The sequence below is a fragment of the Antiquaquibacter soli genome (assembly GCF_030580675.1).
GTDB classification, from domain to species: domain Bacteria; phylum Actinomycetota; class Actinomycetes; order Actinomycetales; family Microbacteriaceae; genus Rhodoglobus; species Rhodoglobus soli.
The window spans coordinates 184437-200395 of record NZ_JAUQUB010000001.1; the positions used below are offsets into that span (position 1 = coordinate 184437).

The 15959-nt window shown below is 69.3% G+C and carries 15 protein-coding genes and 2 tRNA genes; 12 read left to right on the forward strand and 5 right to left on the reverse strand.

Annotated elements, in window-relative coordinates; genetic code table 11:
* Nucleotides 1-92: 92 nt before the first annotated feature.
* On the forward strand, nucleotides 93-947 hold the full coding sequence (locus Q5716_RS00850) for an amidase domain-containing protein (protein ID WP_305001199.1): 855 nt from the start codon (nucleotides 93-95) through the stop codon (nucleotides 945-947).
* 26 nt (nucleotides 948-973) lie between these two features.
* Nucleotides 974-1807, forward strand: a complete 834-nt coding sequence (locus Q5716_RS00855; protein WP_305001200.1) for a M15 family metallopeptidase — start codon at nucleotides 974-976, stop codon at nucleotides 1805-1807.
* A 3-nt stretch (nucleotides 1808-1810) separates the two neighbouring features.
* On the opposite strand, the gene pgm is transcribed toward Q5716_RS00855, so the two are convergent.
* Nucleotides 1811-3466, reverse strand: a complete 1656-nt coding sequence (gene pgm, locus Q5716_RS00860; RefSeq protein ID WP_305001201.1) for a phosphoglucomutase (alpha-D-glucose-1,6-bisphosphate-dependent) — start codon at nucleotides 3464-3466, stop codon at nucleotides 1811-1813.
* A gap of 37 nt (nucleotides 3467-3503) precedes the next feature.
* Here pgm and pheA point away from each other — a divergent pair, with 37 nt between their 5' ends.
* Nucleotides 3504-4457 carry a prephenate dehydratase gene (gene pheA, locus Q5716_RS00865; protein ID WP_305001202.1) on the forward strand — a complete coding sequence of 318 codons (954 nt, stop codon included), beginning with the start codon at nucleotides 3504-3506 and terminating at the stop codon, nucleotides 4455-4457.
* Between the two features lie 80 nt (nucleotides 4458-4537).
* Here pheA and Q5716_RS00870 read toward each other — a convergent pair whose 3' ends face one another.
* Together Q5716_RS00870 and Q5716_RS00875 are read right to left on the reverse strand one after the other, a co-directional pair.
* Nucleotides 4538-5422 carry a DUF559 domain-containing protein gene (locus Q5716_RS00870; protein ID WP_305001203.1) on the reverse strand — a complete coding sequence of 295 codons (885 nt, stop codon included), beginning with the start codon at nucleotides 5420-5422 and terminating at the stop codon, nucleotides 4538-4540.
* 164 nt (nucleotides 5423-5586) lie between these two features.
* Nucleotides 5587-6576, reverse strand: coding sequence for a diacylglycerol/lipid kinase family protein (locus tag Q5716_RS00875; protein ID WP_305001204.1), 990 nt, complete (start codon nucleotides 6574-6576; stop codon nucleotides 5587-5589).
* Between the two features lie 38 nt (nucleotides 6577-6614).
* On the opposite strand from Q5716_RS00875, the gene serS reads away from it, so the two are divergent.
* From serS to Q5716_RS00905, 6 genes are all read left to right on the forward strand, one after another.
* Nucleotides 6615-7877: a serine--tRNA ligase gene (gene serS / locus Q5716_RS00880; RefSeq protein ID WP_305001205.1), complete on the forward strand. Its 1263-nt coding sequence runs from the start codon at nucleotides 6615-6617 to the stop codon at nucleotides 7875-7877.
* Nucleotides 7874-8692, forward strand: coding sequence for an HAD family hydrolase (locus Q5716_RS00885; RefSeq protein WP_305001206.1), 819 nt, complete (start codon nucleotides 7874-7876; stop codon nucleotides 8690-8692). The genes serS and Q5716_RS00885 overlap by 4 nt, the downstream gene beginning before the upstream one ends.
* 73 nt (nucleotides 8693-8765) lie before the next feature.
* The gene (locus Q5716_RS00890) at nucleotides 8766-9998 is read left to right on the forward strand and encodes an LCP family protein (RefSeq protein ID WP_305001207.1); all 1233 of its coding nucleotides are present in this window, start codon (nucleotides 8766-8768) and stop codon (nucleotides 9996-9998) included.
* A gap of 86 nt (nucleotides 9999-10084) precedes the next feature.
* Nucleotides 10085-10169 (forward strand) — tRNA-Ser (locus Q5716_RS00895).
* Nucleotides 10170-10209: 40 nt separating this feature from the next.
* Entirely contained in the window at nucleotides 10210-11445 is a 1236-nt protein-coding gene (locus Q5716_RS00900; protein ID WP_305001208.1) for an LCP family protein, read from the forward strand.
* Nucleotides 11446-11554: 109 nt separating this feature from the next.
* Nucleotides 11555-11645 (forward strand) — tRNA-Ser (locus Q5716_RS00905).
* A gap of 58 nt (nucleotides 11646-11703) precedes the next feature.
* Here Q5716_RS00905 and Q5716_RS00910 read toward each other — a convergent pair.
* Entirely contained in the window at nucleotides 11704-12501 is a 798-nt protein-coding gene (locus Q5716_RS00910; protein WP_305001209.1) for an alpha/beta fold hydrolase, read from the reverse strand.
* 137 nt (nucleotides 12502-12638) lie between these two features.
* Here Q5716_RS00910 and bsh point away from each other — a divergent pair, with 137 nt between their 5' ends.
* The 3 genes from bsh (at nucleotide 12639) to Q5716_RS00925 (ending at nucleotide 15372) form a co-directional block, all read left to right on the forward strand.
* Entirely contained in the window at nucleotides 12639-13610 is a 972-nt protein-coding gene (bsh, locus tag Q5716_RS00915; protein ID WP_305001210.1) for a choloylglycine hydrolase, read from the forward strand.
* 99 nt (nucleotides 13611-13709) lie between these two features.
* Nucleotides 13710-14126: a YciI family protein gene (locus tag Q5716_RS00920; protein WP_305001211.1), complete on the forward strand. Its 417-nt coding sequence runs from the start codon at nucleotides 13710-13712 to the stop codon at nucleotides 14124-14126.
* Nucleotides 14127-14145: 19 nt separating this feature from the next.
* Entirely contained in the window at nucleotides 14146-15372 is a 1227-nt protein-coding gene (locus Q5716_RS00925; RefSeq protein WP_305001212.1) for an RNA polymerase sigma factor, read from the forward strand.
* Here the strand turns inward: Q5716_RS00925 and Q5716_RS00930 are convergent.
* Nucleotides 15369-15944 (reverse strand): TetR/AcrR family transcriptional regulator, encoded by a 576-nt coding sequence (locus Q5716_RS00930; RefSeq protein ID WP_305001213.1) that lies wholly within the window; start codon nucleotides 15942-15944, stop codon nucleotides 15369-15371. The two genes, Q5716_RS00925 and Q5716_RS00930, sit on opposite strands and share 4 nt — an antisense overlap.
* Nucleotides 15945-15959 lie beyond the last annotated feature (15 nt).

Below are 15959 nucleotides of genomic sequence, written 5' to 3' on the forward strand. Positions count from 1 at the left end.
CATCCTCACAACTCCATGCAAACCTATGGATCCGGTGGGAATCCCGACGTCGGCCTTCACCGCCGTGAAGCCCGCGCCTACCGTGGATGGCGATGTCTTTCCGCCGGATTTCCCTCGTGCTCGCTGCCGCCGTCGCGGCGGTCGCGCTGACCGGATGCACCGGCTCCACGCTCGACGCCGCCGCGCGCCTCGTCGGCCTCGACCCCGTGCACGTCGATTCCGTCTCCGCGACCGAGGGATCGCTCGTCGGCGGCGAGACCGTCGAGATCACCGGCGGCGGACTGTCCGACGTCACCGCCATCGAGGTCGGCGGGTCGGATGCCCCGCTCCTGTCCCAGTCCAACGACACCGTGGTTTTCGCCGTCCCGCACTCCGAGACCTACGTCAACGGCGAAACCGTGACGATCGAGGTGGTCGACTCGCTCGGCACCGCCGCCGAGTTCGACTACACCTACCGCACTCTCACCGCTGTCGACCGACAGCTCGAGTACGCGTTCGCGCACTGGAACTCCTACAACACCGCGTACTACGGCGACTTCAACGCGTGGGGCGGGGACTGCCAGAACTTCGTGAGCCAGACCCTCGTCGCGCGCGGGTGGACCGTCACCGACGAGTGGTTCAACGACGCGCAGGAGGACTGGGCACCCGCGTTCGTGCACGTGCCCTCGTTCGACGAGTGGCTCGCCGGGCATCCCGAGTACGGCGCGGTGCGGATGGGTCTCGACCGCATCGGCGACGTGAAGATCGGCGACGTCGTGCTCTTCGACTGGGAGGGCGACGGATCGCTCGACCACGCGCAGGTCGTGTCGAGTGTCGACACCGTCGATGGCGCGACCGAGATCGCGATGGTCGGCCACAACCTCGACAGCACCTACCGCACGATCGAGGAGGCGCTCGACTCGCAGGGGCACGCGAACGCGCAGGTGTACTTCTGGAGCATCCCGTAATCGGGCCGCTCGCCTAAACTCGACGGGTGTCGACCGAGCTGCGCCCCCGCACCCGCCCCTCGCGCGCCGTGCGCCGCCGTCGCGCGCTCGTGATCGCGGGCGTCGCCCTCGTGGTCGTCGTCGGACTCTCGGTCGCGGTCGTCGCGCTCCTGCAGCCGAGCCCGCCCGCGCCCATGCCCACGCCGACGCCGTCGCGCACCCCCAGCGCGACGCCCACGCCGACCCCGACCCCCACTCCCGTCGCGGCGGGCTTCGACAAGACCGCCCAGTCGATCGACGACCCGGCGAGCTACTGGGTCGTCGTCAACAAGCAGCGGCCGCTCATGATCCCCGACTACGAGGCCGTCGACCTCGTCGCCGTCCCGGTGCCGTACATCAACGAGCCGTACCTGCGGCAGGCGGCGTCCGACGCCGTCGTGCAGATGTTCGCGGCGATCACCGCCGAGACCGGTCTGCAGCTGCAAGCGCAGAGCGCGTACCGCAGCTACTCGACCCAGGTGAGCGTGTACCAGGGGTGGGTCGACAGCCTCGGCCAGGAAGGCGCCGACCTCACGAGCGCCCGCCCCGGCCACAGCGAGCACCAGACGGGCCTCGCGATCGACGTCAACGCGCTCCCGGATCAGGGATGCGCCCTCGAGCCGTGCTGGGGAGCGACGCCGCACGCCCAGTGGATCGCCGCGAACGCCTACCGCTTCGGCTTCATCGTCCGCTACCCGGACGGCAAAACCCCCATCACCGGTTACGAGTACGAGCCGTACCACCTCCGCTACGTGGGGGTGGAGCTCGCCACCGAGATGCACAACACCGGGGTCACGACCCTCGAGGAGTTCTTCGGGCTGCCGCCCGCGCCGACCTACTGACGGTCAGTCCGCGAGCGCCGCATCCACGATGCTCTTCGCCTCCGCCTGCACCTCTCGCAAGTGCTCGACGCCCCGGAACGACTCCGCGTAGATCTTGTACACGTCCTCCGTGCCCGACGGGCGCGCCGCGAACCACGCGTTCTCGGTGACGACCTTCACCCCGCCGATCGCCGCGCCATTGCCGGGGGCATGTGAGAGCTTCGCCGTGATCGTCTCGCCGGCGAGGGTCGTCGCCGTGATCGCCTCGCCGCTGAGCTTGCCGAGGCGCGCCTTCTGCTCCTTCGTCGCCGCGGCATCGACGCGCTCGTACGCCGGGTCGCCGAACTGGGCGACGAGCTCGGCGTAGAGCTGCGACGGCGACTTGCCGGTGACGGCTCGGATCTCGCTCGCGAGGAGGGCGAGCAGGATTCCGTCCTTGTCGGTCGTCCAGGCCGAGCCATCCCGCCGCAGGAAGCTCGCGCCCGCGCTCTCCTCGCCGCCGAAGCCGACGCTGCCGTCGACGACACCCTGCACGAACCACTTGAAGCCGACCGGCACCTCCCACAGCCGACGGCCGAGGGATGCCGCGACCCGGTCGATCATCGAGCTCGACACGAGGGTCTTGCCGATCGCCGCATCCGGCCGCCAGTCGGGGCGGTGCGTGTAGAGGTACTGGATCGCCACCGCGAGGAAGTGGTTCGGGTTCATGAGCCCGCCGTCCGGGGTGACGATGCCGTGCCGGTCGGCGTCGGCGTCGTTGCCCGTGAGGATGTCGAACTCGCCGGCCCGGGCGACGACCGACGCCATGGCGCTCGGCGACGACGGGTCCATGCGGATCTTGCCGTCCCAGTCGAGGGTCATGAAGCCCCACGCCGGGTCGACGAGCGGGTTGACGACGGTCAGCTGCGAGCGGCCGTCCGTGCCATCCAGCCCGTAGCGCTCCGCGATGAGCTGCCAGTAGTTGACGCTCGCCCCGCCCAGCGGGTCGGCCCCGATGCGGATGCCCGCACTCGCGATCGCGTCCATGTCGATGATGTTCTTCAGATCGTCGACATAGGCGGAGCGGTAGTCGTAGGTCTCCACGGCGCTCGGCTCGGACATCCGCACGTCCTTGTTGCCGGCCGCGATGAGCTCGTTGGCGCGGTTCGCGATCCACGTCGTCGCGTCGGAGTCGGCGGGGCCGCCGTGCGGCGGGTTGTACTTGAAGCCGCCGTCGCGGGGCGGGTTGTGGCTCGGGGTGATGACGATGCCGTCGGCGCGCTCGCTCTCGGCGGCATCCGCACCGAGCGCCGCGTTGTAGGCGATGATCGCGTGGCTGAGAGCCGGAGTCGGCACCCAGTCGTCGAATTCGTCGACCAGCACGCGCACGCCGTTCGCCTCGAGCACCTCGAGGGCGGTCGTCTCCGCGGGTCGCGAGAGCCCGTGCGTGTCCTTGCCGATGAAGAGCGGCCCCTGGATGCCCTGCCCCGCCCGGTACTCGACGATCGCCTGGGTGATCGCGGCGATGTGCGTTTCATTGAACGCCGTATCGAGGGAGGAGCCGCGGTGGCCGCTCGTACCGAACACGACGCGCTGCTCGGGGATCGAGACATCAGGCACCCCGCTGTAGTACGCCGCGACGAGCGCGTGCACGTCGATGAGGTCGTCTGAGGTGGCCGGCGTCCCTGCGCGATCGTTCATGCGCCCAGTCTGTCACCGGGGCCATAAACTCGACCACATGCCCGCAGCCTCCGACCCCGCAGAGACCTACTCCTACCTGGGTCCCGCGGGCACGTTCACGGAGGCAGCGCTCAAGCAGGTGGAGGCCGCCGCGGGCAAGGCCTGGCGCCCGGTGAACAATGTCGGAGAGGCGCTCGACGACGTCACGTCGGGACGCAGTACCGCGGCCATGATCGCGATCGAGAACTCGATCGAAGGCGGGGTGAGCGCCACCCAGGACGCGCTCGCCACGATCCCCGACCTGCGGATCGTCGGGGAGTACCTCGTTCCCGTCAACTTCGTGCTCGTCGCGAGGCCGGGCACCGCGCTCGCGGACGTGAAGGTCGTGAACGCGCATCCGGTCGCCTACGCGCAGACGCACCGCTGGCTCGAGCGCGAACTGCCGAGCCACGGGCACATCCCGGCGACGTCGAACGTCGCGGCCGCAGCATCCCTCCTCGACGGCTCGACGGCGGATGCCGCGGTCGCGCCGCCCGGCATCACCGACCACCACGACCTCACCGTGCTCGCCGAGGGCATCGGCGACAACCCCAACGCCGTCACGCGGTTCGTGCTCGTCTCGCGGACGACCGCGCTTCCGGAGCCGACGGGTGCCGACAAGACCTCCATCATCGCCGAGCTGCCGGATGACACGGCCGGCCGCCTGCTCGAGATGCTCGAGCAGTTCGCCACCCGCGGGGTCAACATGTCGCTGCTCGAATCGCGCCCGATCGGCGATGCGCTCGGACGCTACCGGTTCGTCATCGACCTCGACGGCCACATCCTCGACGAGCGGGTCGCGGACGCCCTCCTCGGCCTCAAGCGTTTCTCACCCAACGTGGTGTTCCTCGGCAGCTACCCGCGCGCCGACAAGCAGGCCATCACGGTGACGAACCGCTACTCGAACGAGTCGTTCGTGGAGGCGCGCGACTGGCTGCGCGGCCTCATCGCGGGCGAGCCTTCCGCGCACTAGCTGTCCCTGCCATACGCGCGAGTGTTCCGATTTGGTCGGAATAACGGCCCTCATTCCGACCAAATCGGAACATTCGCGATTCAGCGGGCCAGCAGTGCCCGGATCCGCGTCACGAGCTCCGCGGGGTCCCTCAAGTCGTCGGCGTTGAGCTCGACGACCTTCCAGCCCTGTGCCTCGAGGCGGGTCCGACGCGTCATGTCCCGTCGCCACTGAGCCCGCGTGCGGTGATAGTCGCCCTGGTACTCGAGAATTACCTGTTGGTCGCGGAACAGGAAGTCCGGCCTCGTCTGCTGGCCGGTGTCGGTATCCACCAGGACGTGGTTTATCTCCGCAGTCGGGAGGTCGGACCTGGCGAGGATGACCCGCAATAGCGACTCCGGGCGGGACTCCGCGCGTTCGCTCAGCAGCGCGAGCGCTTCCCGCGCGAGGCGGATACCGCGGGCGCCCTCAGACCGCGCGATGAGCCGTGCTAGCTCGACCCGATCGGTGAATGGGGCGCGGTGGTGGATCAGGTAATCGCCCACGGCTACCAGGTCGCCGAGACCGAGTTGGGTCGCGAGATCAACCCAGGTCCGCGCCGGAGAGCTCAGTCGGAGACCGCCCCACGTCGTGACGTCGGAATCGACGATGTCGAGCCGGTGTCCGATCACGTCGCGCGAGTGGAGCCGGGCGGCTGGGCTCGCCACAGAAACGTGCACCTTCGGCTCCAACTCCAGACCCCACGGGAGGGGCGCTCCCCAGAGCAGTGCCGCTGTTGAGTGGCTGAAGAACCCGTGCGCGGGAATGCGCAGGGCGAGCATCCGGCACTTTTCTTCCACGGTCGGGGGCCGCTCGCCCGCGTGACGGAGCCCGTGGAGGGAATGCAGATCCCGCGCTCGAAGGCGACGAGCCGAGACCCCGGACTCCATCGCCGCAGACGTCGAGAACTGCTCGGGGAGGGGAGGGAGGGGCTGGGGTAGACGCATGGGTACACCCTGTCCGACCGGGCAGCCTCGCGAGGATTGCTCTGCACAGTTACCGCGCCGAGTGTTCCGATTTGGTCGCTATGAGGGCGACTATTCCGACAAAATCGGAACACTCGTGGGCTGTGCGGTAGCGCGGGCTGAGCGGGCGCGGCACGTGCCCGCGCTCAGGAGCCCGCGGGCACCTTCACGGTGAGGGCCCCTGCATCCACCCACGTGCGCACGGTCTTCGCCTCGCCGAACTCGTCGCCGTCGAGCTGGAACTCCTGCGGCGTCGCGACGGTCATGGTGATGTCGCGGGTGCGCAGGTACGTGACATCCCGCGCGTCCTTGGAGAGGTCGATGAGCTTGCGGCCGAGGGCGGACTTGCGCAGCACCCCGTTCTCCCACGCGACCTTCTGCCACACCTTCGCCCAGCCGAACGGCCCCTGCGGGCGGAGGGCGGCGACGTCGAGCATCCCGTCGTCGGGCTCCGCGTCGGGCATGAGGAGGAAGCCGCCGGGCAGCACGCCGCAATTGCCGATGATGATCGTGTGCACGCTGAGGGCGCGCTGCGGCCCGCCGTCGAGGCTGTACTGCACGCGCACGGGCTTGAGCTCCGGGAGCGACCGCGCGATGCCGTCGATGTAGGCGAGCCAGCCGACCGCCTTCTTGAGCTTCGTCGACGTGTTCTTGATCATCTTCGCGTCGAGCCCCAGGCCCGCCATCACCAGGAACGCGTGCTCCTCGGTCGAGCCATCGGCCCGCGTGATCTCCGAGATGCCGAGGTCGATGACGCGGTCCTCACCGGTGAACGCGGCGGCGATCGCGGTGTCGAGGTCGGTGAGCGGCAGTTCCAGGTTGCGGGCGAGCAGGTTGCCGGTGCCGCTCGCGACGATGCAGAGCGGGATGCCCGTGTCCCGCAGTCCCTCGGCGACGGCTCGCACCGTGCCGTCGCCCCCCGCAGCGAGCACCACGGAGGCGCCGCGCCGCACCGCGGACGCGACGATGCCCTGGCCCGGGTCATCCTCAGTCGTCTCGAACCACGCCGTCTGACCCCAACCCGCGTCCTCCGCCGCCGACGTCACCGAGGCTTTGAGCTTCTCGGCGTCGACCTTGATGGGGTTGTAGACGACAGCGGCGATCGGCTTCTTCTGCCCGTCCTGAGGGTTCGCCACGAACCTAACCGTAGTCCCTCCCTGGGTAGGCTGGGTGCGTGATCGACCCCCAGTTGCTGCGCGAGAATCCCGATGCTGTCCGGCGTTCGCAGGAGTTGCGGGGGGCATCCGTCGCCCTCGTGGATGACGCGGTCGCCGCCGACGCCGAGCGACGCGCGCGAATCGGCGAGTTCGAGTCGCTGCGCGCCGAGCAGAACGCGTTCGGCAAGACGGTCGCCGCCGCCCCCAAGGAGGAGAAGGCGGCGCTCGTCGCGCAGGCCCAGGAGCTCGCCGCGAAAGTGAAGGCGGCGCAGCAGGCGGTGACGGATGCCGAGGACGCGTTCTCGAGGATCGTCGGCGCCCTCGGCAACGTGCCCATCGACGGCGTTCCCGCGGGCGGCGAGGACGACTGGGTGCTCGTCCGAGAGCACGGGAGCCCGGCATCCTTCGACTTCGAGCCCCGCGACCACGCGGAGATCGGCGAGCTCCTCGATGCGATCGACATCGCGCGGGGAGTGAAGGTCTCGGGCAGCCGCTTCTACTTCTTGAAGGGCCTCGGCGCGCGCCTCGAGCTCGCGCTCATGAACCTCGGCCTTGACACCGCCCTCCAGCACGGCTTCACCCCGCTCATCACGCCGACGCTCGTGCGCCCCGAGATCATGTCGGGCACGGGCTTCCTCGGCGAGCACGCCGACGAGGTGTACCACCTCGACAAGGGCGACGACCTCTACCTCACGGGCACGAGCGAGGTGGCGCTCGCCGGGTACCACTCCGACGAGATCCTCGACCTGAGCGACGGACCCCTCCGCTATGCGGGGTGGTCGACGTGCTACCGCCGCGAGGCCGGCTCCGCGGGCAAGGACAACCGCGGCATCCTGCGCGTGCACCAGTTCAACAAGCTGGAGATGTTCAGCTACGTGGGGCCGTCGGACGCGGAGGCGGAGCACGAGCGGCTCCTCTCCTTCCAGGAGGCGATGCTGCAGGCGTGCGGCCTCTCCTACCGCGTCATCGACGTGGCGGCCGGCGACCTCGGCTCGAGCGCCGCCCGCAAGTTCGACGTCGAGGCGTGGGTGCCGACGCAGGGCACTTACCGCGAGCTGACGAGCACGAGCAACTGCACCACCTACCAGGCCCGCCGGCTCGACATCCGCTACCGCACCGAGAGCGGCAAGACCGCGCCCGTCGCGACCCTCAACGGCACGCTCGCGACGACGCGCTGGCTCGTCGCGATCCTCGAGACGCACCAGCAGGCCGACGGCAGCGTGGTGGTGCCGGATGCCCTGCGTCCCTACCTCGGCGGCCTCGAGGTCCTCGCCCGATGAGCAGCGCCGCCCCCGCCGCCGAGCGCTGGCTCATCGCCCTCGACATCGACGGAACGGTGCTCCGCGAGGACGGCAGCATGGGTGAGCCGGTGATCGATGCCGTCGCGCGAGTGCGGGATGCCGGGCACGAGGTCACCCTCGCGACGGGCCGCTCGGTCGCGATGACGCTGCCGATCCTCGAGAGGCTCGGCATCGAGCCCGAGTACGTGGTGTGCTCGAACGGCGCGATCACCCTGCAGCGGGACAAGGATGCGACGCTCGGCTACCGGCGGTTCCACGTCGAGACGTTCAACCCGCGCGAGGTGCTCTCGACGATCCGCGAGAACTTGGCGTCGGCGAACTACGCCGTCGAGGACGAGGAGGGCCACTACCGCTACACGGGGTACTTCCCGGATGGCGCGCTCGGGGCGGTCTCGCAGAAGGTCGAGTTCGACGAGCTCCTCACCGACACGGCTACCCGCGTCGTCGTGATCTCGCCCGAGCACGCGATCGAGGACTTCCTCTCGGTCGTGGAACGGATGGGACTCCACAAGGTCAGCTACAACGTCGGCTGGACGGCGTGGCTCGACATCGCCCCCGACGGCATCAACAAGGCCACCGCCCTGGAGCGCGTCCGCGGGCTCCTCGGCATCCCGCGCTCCCGAGTGCTCGCGATGGGCGACGGCCGCAACGACATCGACATGCTCGAGTGGGCGTCGGCCGAGGGGCGCGGCGTCGCGATGGGCCAGGCCCCCGAGGAGGTGCTCGCCGTCGCGAGCGAGGTGACCGGCACCGACCTCGACGATGGCGCGGCATCCGTTCTGGCAGCGTTCTAGCCGCTAACTCCCAGCCTCGACGGCTACCGTCGCTAGCTGCTTCGCGCGGATGCTTCGCGCGGGAGGGAGTGGCATGAGCGACCTGCGGCCCCGGTCGGGGCGATCGGCGACGGACCCGTCGAAGACCCTCGCACGACACGGGCAGCTGCCGCGTTCGCGCGCGTGGGCGACGATCCTGTCGATCGTCGGAGCCGCCCTCGCGGTCGTGCTCGTCAGCACGGCCGCGGTCGCGGGCGTCGTCGTGAACAGCCTCACCTCGAAGATCGACTCGATCGTGATCAACCCCTCGGATGCCCCGCTGCCCCAGATCGGGGCGATCGAGGGCGGGTTCAACATCCTCATCGTGGGCTCCGACACTCGCCTCGGCCAGAACGGCATCGGCGGCGACTTCGAGGACGACGAGGGCACCCTCAACGACGTCAACATCCTGCTGCACGTCTCGCAGGACCAGACGAACGCCGTGGCGGTCTCCATTCCGCGCGACATGGTGGTGGGCATCCCCGAGTGCACCGACGACGACGGCTACACGAAGCCGTACTCGACGGAGCCGATCAACACCGCTCTCTCGTACGGCGGGCTGCCGTGCGCGGTGCAGACCGTGAGCGAGCTGACCGGCCTGCCGATCCAGTTCGCCGGCATGATCACCTTCACCGGCGTCATCGCGATGGCCGATGCGATCGGCGGCGTGCCGGTCTGCTTCACGGGCGCCATCGACGACCCCAACACCGGCCTCGTCATCCCGCAGGCGGGCACCTACGATCTCACCGGCATCGACGCGCTCGCGTTCCTCCGCTCTCGAGCGGGGGTCGGGGATGGCTCGGACCTCACCCGCATCTCCTCGCAGCAGGTGTACCTCTCCTCCCTGGTGCGCAAGCTGCAGTCGGAGGGCACGCTCTCGGACCCGACGAAGATCTACAACCTCGCGAGCGCGGCACTGTCGAACATGCAGCTCTCGTCGACGCTCGGCAACATCCCCACCATGACGTCGATCGCCCTCGCCCTGAAGGACATCCCGGTCGACAGCATCACGTTCGTCCAGTACCCGGGCTCGACGGGCGGGTCCGGGGTGTACGAGGGCAAGGTGCAGCCGAACGAGGAGGCCGCGGCGCAGCTCATGGCGTACATTGCCGCCGACCAGCCGTTCGTGCTCTCCGACACCGAGAACGGGGGCTCCACGGCCGACCCGAACGCCCCCGCTCCCGACCCGAGCGCCCCGCCGGCGGACACGAGCGGACTCCCTGTTCTCGAGGGCGTGCACGGGCAGCCGGCGTCGGAGTACACCTGCTCGGTCGCCTACGACTTCTAGGAGCGAGCATCCGGATGCCCCGCTCTGGACGTTTTTTCAGAGTCGGGCTCAGCCCATCCGATACACTCGGACCTTGGTCTAGCCGGGGAGGGCTGTCCGAGCGGCCGATGGAGCCAGTCTTGAAAACTGGTGGGCAGAAATGTCTCGTGGGTTCGAATCCCACGCCCTCCGCTGTACTGTCGCCCCGCCGCGGGGTACGAAGGGATGTGTCATGAGCGAGTTGCGACCGAGGTCCGAGCTCCGTTCGGCGACCCCCGGACTCGCCCGGCACGGCCAGCTCCCCAAGCAGCGGGCGTGGCCGCTCGTGCTGCAGATCCTCGGCGCCGCGATCGTCGTGGTGCTCCTGAGCGGGGCATCCGTCGGCGCTGTCGTCGTCAACAGCCTCACGTCGAAGGTCGAGACCGTCACGATCATCGGCGAGACCGAGGGCCCGCCGCCGCAGATCGGCGCGATTGAGGGTGGCTTCAACATCCTCATCGTGGGCTCCGACACCCGCCTCGGCCAGAACGGCATCGGCGGCGACTACGAGGACGAGTCGGGCAACCTCAACGACGTCAACATCCTGCTGCACGTCTCGCAGGACCAGACCAACGCGGTCGCGATCTCCTTCCCCCGCGACATGGTCGTCGGCATCCCGGAGTGCCCGGACGAGGAGGGCGACACCAAGGGCTACTCGACGGAGCCCATCAACGTGGCTCTGTACTACGGCGGTCTCAACTGCGTCGTGATGACGGTGCAGGAGCTCACGGGACTGCCCATCCAGTTCGCCGGCATGATCACCTTCACCGGCGTCATCGCGATGGGCGACGCGATCGGCGGTGTCCCGGTGTGCTTCACGGGCCCGATCGATGACCCGAACACGGGTCTGCTCATCCCGCAGGCCGGCACCTTCGAGCTCCGCGGACTCGACGCGCTCGCGTTCCTGCGCTCCCGTGCCGGTGTCGGGGATGGCTCGGACCTCACCCGCATCTCGTCGCAGCAGGTCTACATGTCCGCCCTCGTGCGCAAGCTCCAGGCCGACGAGACTCTGTCTGACCCGACGCGCGTCTACAACCTCGCCAAGGCGGCGCTCACGAACATGCAGCTCTCGCAGGGTCTCGGCAACCTCGACACGATGGCGTCGATCGCCCTCGCGCTCAAGGACATCCCCGTCGAGCGCGTCACGTTCGTCCAGTACCCGGGCACGACCGGCGGCGACGGCGTGTACCTCGGCAAGGTGCAGCCCGACACCTACGCGGGCGAGCAGCTCATGGCCTACGTCCGCGCCGACCAGCCCTTCGTACTCACCGCCGCGGGCGACGACCGTGGCTCGACGGTCGACCCGAACGCGCCGGCGCCGGACCCGAACGCGACCACGCCGCCCGTCGACAACACGGGCCTCCCCGTGCTCGAAGGCGTGAGCGGTCAGACCGCCGCCCAGTACACCTGCTCGGTCGCGAACGAGTAAGCGGGCGGGACGCTCGCTCCCTGAGGCATGCCCCCTTCCCTCAGGCTCCCCAAGGGAGCAGTTCGCCCTCCCCGCGCCGACCGCATATGATGGCTGGTGGCTAACGCCAGGAGACGTCGCATAGTCCGGTCGAGTGCACCACCCTGCTAAGGTGGAGACCCCTTTATTGGGGTCCGAGGGTTCAAATCCCTCCGTCTCCGCAGATCGAAACCCCCGGAGCCTCACTGCTTGCGGGGGTTTCTCGCTGTCGCGCGACGGTCAGCTGAAGAAGTCCACGATGCGGGCGCCGAGCCCCCGCAGGTCGTCGGGCGTTCGCTGCACCTCGAGCGTCGAGTTCGGCAGCAGCTCGTGCAGTCGCTCCGCCGTCGACACGGGATGCCCGGGGTCGCCGACCCACGGTCGAAGGAGCACGGGCTGCTGTATGCCGGCGACCGCGTCCGGGCTCGGGAAGTCAGCATCCGCCGCCCCGAGCATCACCTCGGCGGCGATGCTCTCGTCGATCTCCGACGGCGGCAGGACCCAGCCGCCGGCGTCGAGGATCGGCAGGGGAGGGAGGGATGCCGCGGCCGCGGCGACCGCGGCGACGCCGTGCTCCCGCATGACGGAGGCGACCTGCCGGTAGTTCGCGGACTGGGCGGCCCGCGTCTCCCAGGCGGTCGGCGGGATGACGAGGGCGAGGCGGCGGAACCGGTCGGGCCGCGTGACGATGGCGTGCAGGATCGTGCCCGCCCCCATCGATACTCCGATCGCGTCGACGGGCTCGTTCGGGGACACCACATCGAGCAGGGCCAGCAGGTCGTCGGCGAGCCGCGACCACCCGTAGTCCGCAGGCACCGGGCGGCCCGTGGAATGACCGTGCCCACGCGCGTCGTACCTCACGAGGCGGCGACCCCCGGCGGAGACGGGCGACCAGTCGAACACTCCGCCGGCCGCGTCGGCGGCTCGCGAGGAGGTCAGTCCATGCGCGGCGATCACGGCGGGACCCGAGCCCGGTCGATCGTCGTAGGCGAGTGTCGCGCCATCGCGGTCCAGGGTCCCTTCAAGGAGTTCGGCCATGGTCCGACTCTACGGACAGCGGACCGACCTTCACCGCACGGAGGCCGCCGATGGGCCGAAAGCCCCTAATCGGGGATGCTCCGGGCGGTAGACCGGGGGGAGAAGCAACCAACGACCGGACGACGAGAGGGCGCTCCATGTGCACCGCAGTCAGCTACACCACTCAGGATCACTACTTCGGCAGAAACCTCGACCTCGAGATCTCGTACCACGAGACCGTCGTGGTGACGCCTCGCCAGTTTCCCTTCGAGTTCCGCCGGACGGAACCGCTCTCCAGCCACCACGCGATCATCGGCATCGCGACGGTCTCGGAGGGGTACCCGCTCTACTACGACGCGGTCAATGAGAAGGGCCTGGGCATGGCCGGGTTGAACTTCCCCGGTTCCGCGGACTACAAGCCCGAGTCGCCTGGCGGCACGAACGTCACCCCGTTCGAGTTCATCCCCTGGGTGCTCGGTCGCTTCGCATCGGTCGACGAGGCGGAGGAGGCCCTGGCAGATGTCACTCTCGTCGAGATCCCGTTCAGCGAGCGCTTCCCCCTCTCTCCGCTGCACTGGATCATCTCCGACAAGAGCCGCTCGATCGTGGTCGAGAGCGTGAAGGAGGGGCTGCGGGTGCACGACAACCCCTTCGGAGTTCTGACGAACAATCCCCCGTTCGACATGCAGGCCTTCCGGATCAACGACTACGTGCACCTGTCGGTGGACCCGCCCGAGAATCGCTTGGCGCCGGGCATCCCGCTCGAGACCTACAGCCGGGGGATGGGGGCCATCGGCCTCCCGGGCGACCTCTCGTCCGCGTCCCGGTTCGCGAAAGCGGTGTTCACGCGAGTGAACTCCGTGGCGGGCTCGTCGGAGTCGGAGTCGATCAGTCAGTTCTTCCACATCCTCGGCTCGGTCGCGCAACAGCGCGGCTGCGTTCGCGTCGGGGACGGCTTCGAGATCACGATCTACTCCTCGTGCTGCAACACAGATCGCGGGATCTACTACTACACGACCTACGAGAACAGCCAGATCACCGGAGTCGACATGCACAAGGAGGACCTGGACGCGACCGAGCTCGTCTCGTTCCCCCTCGTGATGGGCCAGCAGGTCAGCATGCAGAACTAGGCGGCCTTTCTCCCACACGGATGTCGATTCCACCCCTGCCCGTTCGACGTGTTCTATGACAGGGTCGAATCGCGGCCCCGCCGAACAGGGAGAACACTCATGAAGTACATGCTGATCATGCGCACCACCGACGCTGCACTCGAGGCGAGCAAGGAGATCGACTTCGAGGAGGTCATCAACGCCATGGGCGCCTACAACGAGTCGATGATCAAGGCGGGCGTGCTCGCGGGCGGGGACGGGCTGGCGCCCGCGACCGAGGGTGTCGTCGTCGACTTCTCCGGCGACAAGCCGATCGTCACCGACGGCCCCTACGGCGAGACGCACGAGCTGTTCAACGGCTTCTGGATCGTGGATGTCTCGAGCAAGGAGGAAGCCGTGGAGTGGGCATCCCGCGCTCCTCTGGGGCCCGGCTCGAAGCTCGAGGTGCGGCGCATCACCGACGAGTCGGACTTCGAGTCGTTCGCCGACAACGAGTACATCCAGAAGGAAGCGGAGTGGCGGGCCCAGGGCCTCTGAGCCGCTCGGTTCCGAGACCATGACCGACATCGCCCGCTCGGTCGACGCGGTGTGGCGCATCGAGAGCGCCCGCATCGTCGGCGCCCTCACGCGGATGACCGGCGACGTGGGTCTCGCGGAGGATCTCGCCCAAGAGGCGCTCGTCGATGCACTTCGCCAGTGGCCGGAGTCGGGTATCCCGCAGAATCCGGGAGCCTGGCTCACGGCCGTGGCGAAGCGCCGTGCGATCGACGGGTGGCGGCGGCGCGAGCGCCTCGACGATCGCTACCGCGCGCTCGCGCACGACCTTGAGACCCAGGGCGCCGAGGAGTGGCAGCCCATCGACGACGACGTGCTGCGCCTCGTGTTCACCGCGTGCCACCCGGTGCTGTCGCGGGAGTCGCAGGTGGCGCTCACCCTGCGCGTCGTCGGCGGGCTCACGAGTGAGGAGATCGCGCGGATGCTCCTCGTCCCCGTCGCGACCGTGCAGGCGCGCATCACCCGCGCGAAGAAGACACTCGCCGCCGCTCACGTGCCGTTCGAGGCGCCCGACCCCAGCGAGTGGGGGCCGCGGCTGGGCGGCGTGCTGGGCGTGGTGTACCTGATCTTCACCGAGGGGTATGCCGCGACATCCGGCGACCGGTGGATCCGCACCGACCTCGCGAGGGAGGCGCTGCGCCTCGGCCGCGTGATCGCGGAGCTGTTGCCGCGTGAGCCGGAGGTGCACGGGCTCGTCGCGCTCATGGAGTTCCAGTCGTCGAGGTTCGGCGCCCGCGTCGCGCGCGACGGCAGCCCGATCCTCCTCGCCGACCAGGACCGCACCCGCTGGGACCGCGCTCAGATCGCCCGTGGCGTAGCAGCGCTGCAGCGGGCGGATGCCCTGGGCCGCGGCCGCGGACCGTTCGCGCTCCAGGCCGCCATCGCCGAGTGCCACGCGGTCGCGCCGAGTGTCGAGGCGACCGACTGGGAGCGCATCGTGCTGCTCTACGAGGCGCTCGGCCGCCTCGCTCCCAACCCGGTCGTGGAGCTCAACCGCGCCGTCGCCGTCTCGATGGCCACCGGCCCGGCGACCGCGCTGCGGATCGTGGATGCCCTCGCCGACGCCGGCCAGCTGCGCGGCTCGCACCTGCTGCCGAGCGTGCGCGGCGAACTGCTGTCACGGCTGGGGCGCACGGAGGACGCCCGGGCCGCACTGCTCGAGGCGGCGGCGCTCACGTCGAACACCCGTGAAGCCGCGGTGCTGCGGGGCAAGGCGCAGGCGCTCTAGCGCTCCAGCCACCCGCGCTCGAGGATCGCGAAGCTCGCGTCGAGCATGTCGAACGGGCGCGGCGACTCCGCGATGAGGTTCTGCACCTGCAGCGCGAAGCGGGAGAACGCGCGCTGTTCGTCCGTGGGCTCGGGGATGCCGCGGTCGTCGGCGATGGCTTGGGCGAGGGCATCCTCGTATCGGATCCACATGCGCTGCGCGTACTCGCTCAACGCGGGGGTGGAGTCGACGAGGGCCCAGAAGCGCTTGACCTGGTCGTCGCGGTCGCCGTGCTCGAGGAGGCCCGCGCGGTAGTGCGCGTGGAGTGCCTGCAGGATGCTCGTGCCCTCCGCGCGGTCGCGCACGGCGGCCACGAGCTCGTCGCGCTGCTCGTCGTCCTCGTCGAAGACGAGCGCCTCCTTCTGCGGGAAGTGCGCGAACACGGTCGTGGGGGAGACATCGGCCTTGTCGGCGATCTCGCGGATCGACACGTTGTCGAAGCCGCGCTCGAGGAAGAGCTCGGTTGCGGCATTGGAGATCGCCTTGCGCGTCGCGGCTTTCTTGCGCTCGCGGCGGCCGGGCTGAGCATCCATGCCCTCAGGATAGCA